Raw genomic sequence first — 11,320 nt, forward strand, 5'->3', positions numbered from 1 at the left:
ACGCTACGGACCTTCGAGCGGAAGGTCCCGGCCCAGGACGGCGAAGGGACGGGCGTCCCCGGTGAACCGGAAGTTGCGGACGACGTCGCGGAACCCGAATCGCCGGTACAGCCGCCAGGCCCGGTTGTCCTCGCCGGGCGTCTCGGGAGTCGACAGCAGCACCGTGCGCTCGGGGCGGCCGCTCAGGAGCCGGCGCAGGAGCGCCTCGCCGATACGGTGCCCCTGGGCGTCCGGCCGCACGTGCAGCTCGGTCAGTTCGAAGTAGTCGCCGAGGACGGCGTCGATCGTCTCCGGCGGGTAGCCGGCATGGCGCATCCCGGTCCGCACCTGCTGGTTCCACCACTGATGCGGTGACCCGCAATAGCCGTAGGCGATCGCGACGAGCGTCGACGGTTCCTCCGGTAGAGCCGCCGCGACGGCCTTCCATCCCGGGCGGGCGGAGTGCTCGGACCACATGGGCGCGCGGTGGTACTCGGTGCCGCGCGGGTATCGCATCGCGGCCACGTAGATGGGCAGCACCTCGGGCAGCCGCGCGCGGAACTCGGCGGCGGAGAGATCGACGACGATCGGTGCCGCGCCCCGCGGGCTCGCATCCGTACTCATGACGGGGAGTGGACCGCCTTCCCTTGACTGTGTGTCGGTAGGTGCAGCTATATTGAATACGTCGAACGGATGTTCGATACCGGGGATCCGGCGATGTTCGAGGGAAGCGAACATCGCCGGATCGCCGGGGCCGTGACCCGGCCGGTGCCCGGCGGGGTGCAGGGAGGTGTTCGGAGTGATGATCGCGGCACGAACCACACAGTCGGCTGCTGCACCGTCGGGCGCGACCGGTCCGCGGGCCGTCGGCCGTCCGGACTGCGCCGCCCGCCCGGTGTCCTCGCGCGCCGCAACCTTGCTCGACCGCGCGGACGAGCTGCTCTCGGCCGCCGCCGGCACCCCGGAACCGTCCGAGCGGTTCCATCTGGCGTATCTCGCCGCGCTGCGCGGGGCCGGGGCCGTACTCGCCGGGGCCGAGCTGCGGGCGGTCCGACCGGTGCGTCGTCCCCGCACCCGCAACGCGTGGGTGCTCATGGCGCGCGCGGAGCCGGGGTTCGCGGTCTGGGCCGACTTCTTCGCCGATCGTTCCGACACCCGCGCGGCGATCGAGGCGGGGGTCACCCGCTCCGTGCCTGCCGACGAGGCGAGCCGCTTCTACGACGAGGTGGGCCGTTTCCTCCACGAGGTCGAGGACTACCTGACCGGCGCGGACGGCCGGTCGGGGGGCGCAGACCCGGGGTCGGGAGCCGGCCGCCGCACCGCCTGATCGGTGCGGGACGCAGCCCGGGTCGTTCGACGGCCCGGGCCGGGTCCGTCGGCCCCTCGTACGCAGGTCCTTCGGAACCGTGATCGAACTCGAATCCGCAGTTTGTGGTCCCCGCCGGGATGTACTCGTATTATTGAGCCAGGCGGCCGTCAAAGTCGGCCCCCCGTCGATCTGGACCGCAGATCCGGCGGCCACCGTTTAGTGCCGGGGGAGGTACCGTGCCACTCTCCGAGCACGAGCAGCGCATGCTCGAACAGATCGAGAGCGCGCTCTATGCTGAGGATCCCAAGTTCGCCTCTACCGTCCGGGGAAGCCGGATGGGGATGGCGTCCAGTCGGCGTCGGCTCCAGGCCGGCGCGTTGTTCGCACTGGGTTTGGCGTTGCTGATCGCAGGCGTCGCCCTCCCGGTGAAGCCGGGCGGGTTCCCGATCATCAGTCTCGTCGGATTCATCGTCATGTTCGGCGCGGGGGTCCTGCTCCTCCTCGGAGGCAAGCGCGGTCCAGGCGCCGGCGACGGTCCCCGCGGAACAGGTCGCGGTTCCGCGGAAGGTAGACCCCGCGGCGGCCGCAAGTCCGGCGGAGGGTTCAGCAAGAGGATGGAGGACCGCTTCCGCCGGCGTTTCGAGCAGGAGTAGCGCGCAGTACTTCACGCGAGTTCTCAGGAACGGCGCGTCCCGGTTGCCGGGGCGCGCCGTTCGGCTTTTCCCGGCGCGCGGCACACCGGGCCCCACCGCCCCCCACCGTCGTGCCCCACCGCCCCCCACCGTCGTGCCCCACCGCCCCCCACCGTCGTGCCCCACCACGACCCACCGTCGTGCCCTGATCCGGTGAGGCGCCGGTCGAGGCGAGGCGACCAGGGTGTTCTCCCGGGCCCGAGTTCGTCGTCGCGCGACGGGGACCCGTCTTCCGCGGCACGGCGGCACTGCCTCCCGCGGCACGGCGGCACTGCCTCCCGCGGCACGGCGGCACTGCCTCGTCGCCCTCGCCCACTCTGCCCCACCCGCCCTGAACTGCGGACAGTCGAAAAACGGCGCCGCGCGGCGGCGCGTAAGCGGTTGAACGTGGGGGAAAGTGGGGTAGTGTGGGTCGCGGCGGAGGGGTTCCTCCGTCGAGCAAAGGACAGGGTCCGGCCGGGGCGTGGCGGGGGGTGTCGAGTGTTCCTCGGTACCCACACGCCCAAGCTGGACGACAAGGGGCGGCTCACGCTGCCTGCCAAGTACCGAGACGAACTGGCGGGAGGGCTGATGATCACGAAGGGTCAGGACCACAGCCTTTCCGTCTTCCCTCGCGACGAGTTCGCCGCCCTCGCCGAGCGTGCCGCCGCGGCTTCGCGGAGCAATCCGCAGGCCCGGGCGTTCCTCCGGAGCCTGGCGGCGGGAACCGACGAGCAACGTCCCGATGCGCAGGGCCGGATCACCCTGTCCGCGGCCCACCGCAGGTACGCGGGACTCACGAAGGACTGCGTCGTGATCGGTGCCGTCAAGCACCTGGAGATCTGGGACGCGGCGGCGTGGGAGCAGTACCTCGCCGAGCACGAGGAAGAATTTTCGGAAGCGAGAGACGAGGCCCTGCACGACATTCTGTGACCGGAACCGCAGCAACGACCGTAGCGCCACCGCGGCGAGTGCCGCGAGGCCTCTGCCCGACAGCGACCCTGACACACTTCCCCAGTGCCAGGTTCGTGAAACGGAACCCTGACGTACTTCCCCAACGCCAGGTTTCCAGTTCGGACAGAGACCTCGATGCATTCGCCGCGGTCGTCTCCGGACCCAGCCGCGACGCCCCGACCGAAGCCACGATCCGATCGCCCACGAACCGAGCAGGACAACCGGAGGAAGAATGGCGGAGGGGCAGGACGCGGCGGCAGTCCCGGAGGCCGCGAGTCCGGAGAGCTTCGGTCATATCCCGGTTCTGCTCGACCGAGCCGACGAGTTGCTCGGCCCCGCCCTCGAAGCCGCCGGTGCAGGCGCGATCTACGTGGACGCCACCCTCGGTCTCGGCGGACACTCCGAGCACTTCCTGCGTACCTATCCGGGCGCGCACCTGATCGGACTCGATCGCGATCCCGACGCGCTCGCCGTCGCCCGCCGGCGGCTCGCGCCGTACGCCGGCCGTACGCAGTTCGTGCACACCCGCTACGACGGCATCGCCGACGCCCTCGCGTCCTGCGGACTGGATCGGGTCGGATCCGTCCATGCGATCCTGTTCGACCTCGGCGTGTCCTCGATGCAACTCGACGAGGCCGAGCGGGGCTTCGCCTACTCCCGCGACGCCCCGCTGGACATGCGCATGGACCCCACCACGGGAATCACCGCGGCCGACGTCCTCAACACCTACAGCCACGGCGACCTCGCCCGCATCCTCAGCACCTACGGGGAGGAGCGGTTCGCCGGGAAGATCGCCTCGGAGATCGTTCGGCAGCGGGCGAAGGCGCCGTTGCGCACGAGCGGGGAGCTGGTGGAGTTGCTCTACCGGACCATCCCGGCCGCGTCCCGCCGTACCGGCGGGCATCCCGCCAAGCGCACTTTCCAGGCGCTGCGCGTCGAGGTCAACGGCGAACTCGACTCGCTGCGCGCCGCGATCCCGGACGCCCTGGAGGCGCTCGCCGTCGGGGGACGGGTGGTGTTCATGTCGTACCAGTCCCTCGAGGATCGCGTGGTCAAGCAGATTCTCACGCCGCTGACGAAGTCGAAGAGTCCCGAGGGGCTCCCGGTGGAACTCCCGGGTACCGGGCCGGAGTTGTGGATGCTCACCCGCGGGGCGGAACGGGCGACGGAGCAGGAGATCGAGGCAAATCCGCGTTCGGCGCCGGTGCGCCTGCGTGCTGCGGAACGAATCGCCAGGAGGTACCGATGACCGTACAGGTGGCAGCACCTGCTCGCCGGCCGGCGCGATCGACGGCTGCGCAGCGCGCCTATCAGCGGCGCAGCCGACGTACGGCGCATCTGGGCGCGGAGCCGGCGACTCCCGCCCCGGCACGCCGCGGCGCTCGGGTGGCGGCGCGAATTCCGTTCGTGGCCACCATCATCGCTCTCCTCGGGATCGGCATGGCCGTGACCCTGCTGTTGACCACGCGCGCCGCGGAGGACTCCTACCAGCTCAGTGCCGCACGCGACTACAACCAGCGCCTCGTCCAGGAGCGCGCCGTCCTGCAACGCGACGTCCAGGCCGGTAATTCGGCGCCGGTGCTGGCGATGCAGGCCGCGAAGCTCGGCATGATCCCCACCGGCGAGGTCGCACGCCTCGTCGTCGGGGACGACGGCGGGGTACAGGTGGTGGGAACGCCCGCACCCGCGGAGGGGGCTCCGGCCGCGCCGCTGACCCCGCCGTCCCCCGGTGACCGGGCCCGGGCGCAGCTTCCGCCCCTCGCGGGTAGCGCGGGCAGCGAGAATCCGCGACCGGTGACCCCGTCGTCCGGCGCCGATCGGTCCGCCGCGCCCTCGGGTGCCGCCACCGGCGAGGCTCCTACCGCGACGACATCCCCACTCACTCCGCCGCCCGCCGAATCTGCCCCGGCACCCGAGAACGCCACTCCGCCGCCCGCCGAATCTGCCCCGGCACCCGAGAACGCCACGCCGTCGCCCGGCAATGCCGGGGCCGCGCCCGGTCAGCCGGAACAATTGGTGCCCGTGACCCCTGCGACGCAAGCCGAGGACGGGCGCCGGTGAGGCGAGGGACCCCACCGTCTTCCCGGCCGGTCCGCGGCCGCCCCGCTCCCTCCCGCCGGCCGGTGCCCGTCCGGCGGGCTCGCTCCCGCCCGGGCTCCGGCGGGGCCGACACCACCGGTTTCCGGTTCCGCTACCGGTACGGCCGCGCGGTGATGTTCCTGGCGCTCGGGGTGGCGGCCGCACAACTGCTGTGGGTTCAGGTCGTGCAGGCTCCGCAGCTGACCGCCGAATCGGCCAGTCAGCGCACGACGCGGCTCGTCGAGCCCGCTACCCGCGGCACCATCGCCGACCGCAACGGCAGTCCGTTGGCCTACACGTTGGAGGCGAAGGCACTCACGTTCCAGCCCGTGCGTGTGCGACGGGAACTCGACGAGGCGCGTGCCGAGGACCCGACACGGCCCGAGACCGACACATATCTGGAAGGCGTCGCCGCCGCGATCCACGAGGCGCTGGGGGCGGCCGCCCCCGAGGACGAGATCCTCGACAAGCTGCGCAGCGACGAGACATTCGTCTATCTGGCGCGCGGCGTCGACCCGGCGGTTGCCACCGCGATCGTCGACGAGTACGACCGGGTGGGTCTCGAGCGTCAGGACATCCGGCTGTATCCCGGCGGTTCGCTCGCCGCCAATCTCGTCGGTGCGACCGGCTGGGACGGGCACGGCCTCCTCGGCCTCGAGGACGCCATGGACTCCGTGCTCGCCGGCACCGACGGTTCGTCGACGTACGATCGGGGCTCCGACGGCGCGGTGATCCCCGGAAGCTGGCGCGATCAGCAGCCCGCCGTCGACGGTTCCGCGGTGGAGCTGACCATCGATTCCGACGTCCAGTACTACGTGCAGCAGCAGGTTCAGCGGGCCAAGGACCTCTCCGGGGCGAAGAACGCCTCCGCCGTCGTACTCGACGCCCGGACCGGCGAGGTCGTCGCCATGGCCAACGACGGTACGTTCGACCCCTCGATCGGGGTCGGCAACAACCCGAAGGACGCCGAACTCGGTAATCCCGCCGTCAGCACCCCCTTCGAGCCGGGGTCGGTGAACAAGATCGTCACGGCGGCCGCCGCGATCGAGGACGGGCTCACCACCCCGGACGAGGTGCTGCAGGTACCCGGCACGATCCGGATGGCCGGCGTCACCGTCAAGGACGCATGGGACCACGGCGTCGTGCCCTACACCGCGACCGGCGTGTTCGGGAAATCCTCCAACGTGGGGACTCTGATGCTCGCGGAACGGGTCGGTGAGGACCGGTTCGCGCAGATGCTGGACCTGTTCGGTCTCGGACAGCGCACCGACGTGGGCCTGCCCGGCGAGTCCGCCGGCAGCGTGCCCAGTCGCGAGCAGTGGTCCGGTGGCACGTTCGCCAACCTGCCGATCGGGCAGGGTCTGTCCATGACGCTGCTCCAGATGGCCGGGATCTACCAGGCCATCGCCAACGACGGCGAGCGGATCCCGCCGCGCGTCGTCCGGGCCGTCGTGGCCCCGGACGGCACCCGCACCGACACACCCCGGCCGGATCCGGTGCGGGTGGTCAGCCCGCAGACGGCCGCCACGGTGCGCGACATGTTCCGGGCCGTGGTGCAGGACGACACCGGCAATCAGCGCGGCACCGGTACCCCGGCCGCGATCGAGGGCTACCAGGTCTCCGGCAAGACCGGCACCGCGCAGCAGGTCGACCCGGCGTGCAAGTGCTACTCGAACTCGAACTACTGGATCACCTTCGCCGGGATCGCACCCGCCGACCGTCCTCGCTATGTGATCGGCATCATGCTCGACGCGCCCACCCGCAGCGCCGACGGCAGCGGCGGCCAGTCCGCCGCACCGCTGTTCCACACGATCGCCTCGTGGTTGCTGCAGCGCGAGGGCGTGCCGCTGTCGGCCGACCCGGGCAGCAAGCTGATCCTGCAGGTGGACTGAGCCGCGCGGGTGCGGTCGATCGCCGAGCACCTGTCGGCGCCGCCGCCGCCCGTCGGTAACCTGACACGTCGGTACCGTGACACCGCGGTCGAGCCCGGGCACATCGTGGCCGCGGGAGTACGAAGAACGGCAGAGACACTGCCGCGGAGCGAGAGGAGCCTGGTGCCTGTGCCGTCGAGTCCGGACCCGTCCCCGCCGGGAGGCGGCCTGAGACCCGAGCATCCACCGGTGACGCCACTCCGCGACCTTGCTGCTGCCGTGGGCGCGACCGTCGGCACCGTCGAACCGGGCGCAGCGGCCGCCCCGACCGCCGCCGGCGCTCCCGTGTCCGTGACCGGCGTCGACCTCCGCGCCCAGGGCGTGCGGCCCGGTGACCTGTTCGCCGCCCTGCCGGGCGCCCGCGCGCACGGCGCCGAGTACGCGGGGGAGGCGCTGGCGCGCGGTGCTGTCGCCGTCCTCACCGACGCCGCCGGATGCGAACACCTCGCCGCCGTCGTCACCCGTCCCGTGCCGGTGCTGGTTCATCCGGATCCGCGGTCGGTCCTCGGCCTCGTCTCCGCTGCCGTCTACGGCGAACCGTCGCAGCACATCCAGGTCGTCGGCATCACCGGCACCTCCGGCAAGACCACCAGCTCCTATCTGATCGAGGCGGGACTCGCCGCCGCGGGTCGGGTGACCGGCCTGGTCGGCACCATCGAGACCCGGCTCGCCGGCCGGCGGGTGCCCAGCGCGCTGACCACCCCCGAGGCTCCGCAGCTGCACGCCCTGTTCGCGGCCATGCGCGAGCAGGGCATCGACACCGTGGTGATGGAGGTCTCGAGCCACGCCCTGTCCCTCGGCCGGGTCGCCGGGGTCCGTTTCGCGGTCGGGGCCTTCACGAACCTGTCCCAGGACCACCTCGACTTCCATCGTGACCTCGACGACTACTTCGGGGCGAAGGCCCGGTTGTTCGCGGCGGACTCGCCCGTCCGGGCGCACCGGGCCGTCGTGTGCGTCGACGACGAGTGGGGCGTGCGGATGGCGCAGATCGCCCGGGCCGCCCACCCCGCCGAGCCCGACGCGGTGCGCACCGTCGCCACCACCGGCACGGCCGACTGGACCGCCACGGCGGTGTGCACCGAGCCGTCCGGCTCCCAGACGTTCACTCTCACCGGCCCCGACGCCGTCGAGCGGCGCGTGGCGGTGCGCCTGCCCGGGCACTTCAACGTCGCCAACGCCGCCCTCGCCGTCGCGGTGTGCGCGGCCGCCGGGGTCGACGTCGACGCCGCGGCCGCGGGCATCGCCGACGTCGACGTACCGGGACGGGTGGAGCGGGTCGACCGCGGACAGGAATTCCTCGCCGTCGTCGACTACGCACACAAGCCGGCTGCGCTCGAGGCCGTCGTCGCGACGCTGCGCGCGCGGGCGGCCGGTGGCCGGCTCGCCGTCGTCGTCGGGGCAGGCGGCGACCGGGACCACGGCAAGCGGCCCCTGATGGGGGAGGTCGGAGCTCGGGGAGCGGACCTGCTCGTCGTCACCGACGACAACCCCCGCACCGAGGACCCGGAGGTCATCCGGGCCGCGGTGCTCGCCGGTGCCCGCGCCGTCCCCGAACACCAGCGGGGACAGGTCCGCGAGATCGGCGACCGGGCAGCGGCCATCGAAGCCGCCGTGCGTTGGGCACGTCCTGGCGACATCGTCCTCGTGGCCGGCAAGGGCCACGAGACCGGTCAGGAGATCCACGGGGTCAAGCACCCCTTCGACGACCGCGAGGTGCTCGCCGCGGCCATCGACCGGTTCGCCGGCGCAGGTAGCGAGCAGTACGGAGGCACCCCATGATCCCGATGACACTCGCCCGCATCGCGGAGGTGGTCGGCGGGACACTGCACGACGTCGACGACCCGGCCGTCGAGGTGACGGGCACCGTCGAATTCGACTCCCGCAAGGTCACCCCGCACGGGCTGTTCCTCGCCCTGCCGGGAGCCCGCTCCGACGGGCACGATCACGCCGCCGAGGCGATCGCCGCCGGGGCCGCCGCGGTGCTCGCCGCCCGGCCGGTGGGTGTGCCCGCCGTCGTGGTGCCGCCGGTGCCGCCGGTCGAGACCAACTCGCTGGCCTTCGAGCACGACGCCGACGGCTCCGGCGCCGCGGTGCTCGCCGCGCTGGGTGCCCTCGCCCGCGCCGCGGTCGACGAGCTCACCGCGGCCGGACTGACCGTCGTCGGCGTCACCGGATCCGCGGGCAAGACCTCCACGAAGGACCTGCTCGCGGCGGTGCTCGCGCCGCTCGGTCCCGTCGTCGCACCGCCCGGCTCGTTCAACAACGAACTCGGACACCCCTGGACGGCGCTGCGCGCGACCACCGACACCCGATTCCTCGTCCTGGAGATGTCGGCGCGCGGACCCGGGCACATCGCGGCCCTCGCCACCATCGCTCCGCCCCGGATCGGAGCGGTGCTCAACGTCGGCACCGCCCACCTGGGGGAGTTCGGATCCCAGGAGGTCATCGCGCAGACGAAGGGAGAACTGGTCGAAGCCCTGCCGCCCGCCGCGGAGGGCGGCGTGGCGATCCTCAACGCCGACGATCCGCTGGTCGCCGCGATGGCGTCCCGCACCCGTGCCCGTGTCGTGTTCGTCGGCAGCGACCCGGCCGCGCACGTCCGGGCGACCGACATCCACCTCGACGAGCACGCCCGCCCCACCTTCACCCTGGTCGTGCGCGACGGCGGCACCGAGCGTCGCGCCGCGGTCACTCTCGCGGTGCATGGTGAGCACCACATCGGCAACGCTCTCGCGGCCGCGGCCGTCGCCCTCGAGTGCGGCGCCACGCTCGAGCAGGTCGCGACCGCGCTCGGCGGCGCCGGCGCGGTATCGGCACATCGCATGGACGTGCGCACCCGCGCCGACGGCGTCACCGTCGTCGACGACGCCTACAACGCCAACCCCGACTCGATGCGCGCGGCGCTCAAGGCGCTGGTGACGATGGCCCGCGCGGGTGAGAGCCCGCGCCGGACCTGGGCGGTCCTGGGGGAGATGGGCGAACTCGGGGACGAGTCGGTCGTCGAACACGACGCGATCGGCCGGCTCGCGGTGCGCCTGGACGTCACCCGCATCGTCGCGGTCGGCGCGACGCGCCCGGTCCGCGGTCTCTACCAGGGTGCGGTGATGGAAGGATCCTGGGGCGACGAGGCGACCCACGTCCCCGACGCCGACGCGGCGATCGCGCTCCTCGAGCGCGAACTGCAGCCCGGCGACCTGGTGCTGGTCAAGGCCTCGCAGTCCGTCCGGCTGTGGACGGTGGCGGAGGCGATCCTCGCAGGGTCGGTGGGCACGGCAGGAACGGAAACGGAGGCCGCACGGTGAGACAGATCCTCTTCGCCGCGGGAATCGCACTGGCGGTGTCGATCCTGCTGACGCCGGTGCTGATCAAGGCGTTCTCGCGGCAGGGATTCGGCCAGGAGATCCGCGTCGAAGGGCCACAGAGTCATCAGTCCAAGCGCGGCACCCCGACGATGGGCGGCGTGGCGATCCTCGCCGGCCTGTGGGCCGGCTACTTCGGTGCGCACGCCATCGGCCTGGCCTACGAGGGGGCCGAGGGACCGTCGGCCTCGGGTCTGCTCGTGCTGGGTCTGACCACCGCCCTCGGCGGCGTCGGTTTCCTCGACGATTTCATCAAGATCCGCAAGCAGCGCAACCTGGGTCTGAACAAGACCGCCAAGCTGGTCGGCCAGCTCGTCGCCGCCGTCGCGTTCGGCATCCTCGCCCTGCAGTTCCGCAACGGTGACGGGCTCACCCCCGGCAGCACGCACCTGTCCTACGTGCGCGACATCGCCACGGTCTCGATGGGTGCGGTGGTGTTCATCCTCTTCGTGTACCTGCTCGTCAGCGCCTGGTCCAACGCCGTCAATCTCACCGACGGCCTCGACGGCCTCGCCGCCGGGTCGATGAGCCTGGTGCTCGGCGCCTACGTGATCATCACGTTCTGGCAGTACCGCAACTCGTGCGTCGCCGACCCCGGCAAGGGCTGCTACGACGTGCGGGACCCGCTCGACCTGGCGCTGCTGTGCGCCGCCGGCGCCGCCGCGTGCATCGGCTTCCTGTGGTGGAATGCCGCCCCCGCGAAGATCTTCATGGGGGACACCGGCTCGCTCGCCCTCGGCGGCATGCTCGCGGGTCTGTCCGTCACCACGCGCACCGAGCTGCTCATGGTCGTCATCGGTGCCCTGTTCGTCGCCGAGGCCGCATCCGTGGTCATCCAGGTGGCGGTGTTCCGGTCCAGCCGGCGTCGCGTGTTCCGCATGGCGCCGTTCCATCACCACTTCGAACTCGGCGGCTGGGCCGAGACGACGGTGATCATCCGGTTCTGGTTGCTCGCCGCCATCGCCTCAGCCATCGGCATGGCCCTGTTCTACAGCGAATACCTAGCGGCGATCGGGGATTGACACCGTGACTGACGAA

Annotated in this window: 10 protein-coding genes; 9 read left to right on the forward strand and 1 reads right to left on the reverse strand. The window is 72.0% G+C overall.

Annotation, left to right across the window (positions count from 1 at the left end):
• Window positions 1–3 precede the first annotated feature (3 nt).
• The gene (locus tag QYS60_RS04420; RefSeq protein WP_003934149.1) at window positions 4–603 is read right to left on the reverse strand and encodes an N-acetyltransferase; all 600 of its coding nucleotides are present in this window, start codon (window positions 601–603) and stop codon (window positions 4–6) included.
• Window positions 604–781: 178 nt separating this feature from the next.
• On the opposite strand from QYS60_RS04420, the gene QYS60_RS04425 reads away from it, so the two are divergent.
• The 9 genes from QYS60_RS04425 to mraY all read left to right on the forward strand — a co-directional run bounded on the left by QYS60_RS04425 (window position 782) and on the right by mraY (window position 11,304).
• Window positions 782–1,306 (forward strand): SAV_6107 family HEPN domain-containing protein, encoded by a 525-nt coding sequence (locus tag QYS60_RS04425; protein WP_371382529.1) that lies wholly within the window; start codon window positions 782–784, stop codon window positions 1,304–1,306.
• Between the two features lie 218 nt (window positions 1,307–1,524).
• Entirely contained in the window at window positions 1,525–1,941 is a 417-nt protein-coding gene (locus QYS60_RS04430) for a DUF3040 domain-containing protein (protein ID WP_040780784.1), read from the forward strand.
• A gap of 519 nt (window positions 1,942–2,460) precedes the next feature.
• Window positions 2,461–2,892: a division/cell wall cluster transcriptional repressor MraZ gene (gene mraZ, locus QYS60_RS04435; RefSeq protein WP_054373681.1), complete on the forward strand. Its 432-nt coding sequence runs from the start codon at window positions 2,461–2,463 to the stop codon at window positions 2,890–2,892.
• Window positions 2,893–3,145: 253 nt separating this feature from the next.
• The gene (rsmH, locus tag QYS60_RS04440) at window positions 3,146–4,162 is read left to right on the forward strand and encodes a 16S rRNA (cytosine(1402)-N(4))-methyltransferase RsmH (RefSeq protein WP_371382530.1); all 1,017 of its coding nucleotides are present in this window, start codon (window positions 3,146–3,148) and stop codon (window positions 4,160–4,162) included.
• Window positions 4,159–4,974, forward strand: coding sequence for a hypothetical protein (locus QYS60_RS04445; RefSeq protein ID WP_371382531.1), 816 nt, complete (start codon window positions 4,159–4,161; stop codon window positions 4,972–4,974). The genes rsmH and QYS60_RS04445 overlap by 4 nt, the downstream gene beginning before the upstream one ends.
• Window positions 4,975–5,036: 62 nt before the next feature.
• Window positions 5,037–6,884 carry a peptidoglycan D,D-transpeptidase FtsI family protein gene (locus QYS60_RS04450; protein ID WP_371382532.1) on the forward strand — a complete coding sequence of 616 codons (1,848 nt, stop codon included), beginning with the start codon at window positions 5,037–5,039 and terminating at the stop codon, window positions 6,882–6,884.
• A 168-nt stretch (window positions 6,885–7,052) separates the two neighbouring features.
• Window positions 7,053–8,702: a UDP-N-acetylmuramoyl-L-alanyl-D-glutamate--2,6-diaminopimelate ligase gene (locus QYS60_RS04455; protein WP_371382569.1), complete on the forward strand. Its 1,650-nt coding sequence runs from the start codon at window positions 7,053–7,055 to the stop codon at window positions 8,700–8,702.
• Window positions 8,699–10,225, forward strand: coding sequence for a UDP-N-acetylmuramoyl-tripeptide--D-alanyl-D-alanine ligase (murF, locus tag QYS60_RS04460; protein WP_371382533.1), 1,527 nt, complete (start codon window positions 8,699–8,701; stop codon window positions 10,223–10,225). Before QYS60_RS04455 ends, murF begins: the two co-directional genes overlap by 4 nt.
• Window positions 10,222–11,304: a phospho-N-acetylmuramoyl-pentapeptide-transferase gene (gene mraY / locus QYS60_RS04465; RefSeq protein ID WP_003934158.1), complete on the forward strand. Its 1,083-nt coding sequence runs from the start codon at window positions 10,222–10,224 to the stop codon at window positions 11,302–11,304. The genes murF and mraY overlap by 4 nt, the downstream gene beginning before the upstream one ends.
• Window positions 11,305–11,320 lie beyond the last annotated feature (16 nt).

Source organism: Rhodococcus sp. GXMU-t2271, from assembly GCF_041414735.1.
Taxonomy (GTDB): Bacteria; Actinomycetota; Actinomycetes; order Mycobacteriales; family Mycobacteriaceae; genus Rhodococcus; species Rhodococcus indonesiensis.

Excerpts from the sequence above, each read along its gene's own strand:
- QYS60_RS04420 (WP_003934149.1), bottom strand. The coding sequence starts at position 603 with ATGAGTACGGATGCGAGCCCGCGGGGCGCGGCACCGATCGTCGTCGAT.
- QYS60_RS04425 (WP_371382529.1), top strand. The coding sequence starts at position 782 with ATGATCGCGGCACGAACCACACAGTCGGCTGCTGCACCGTCGGGCGCG.
- rsmH (WP_371382530.1), top strand. The coding sequence starts at position 3,146 with ATGGCGGAGGGGCAGGACGCGGCGGCAGTCCCGGAGGCCGCGAGTCCG.
- QYS60_RS04445 (WP_371382531.1), top strand. The coding sequence starts at position 4,159 with ATGACCGTACAGGTGGCAGCACCTGCTCGCCGGCCGGCGCGATCGACG.
- murF (WP_371382533.1), top strand. The coding sequence starts at position 8,699 with ATGATCCCGATGACACTCGCCCGCATCGCGGAGGTGGTCGGCGGGACA.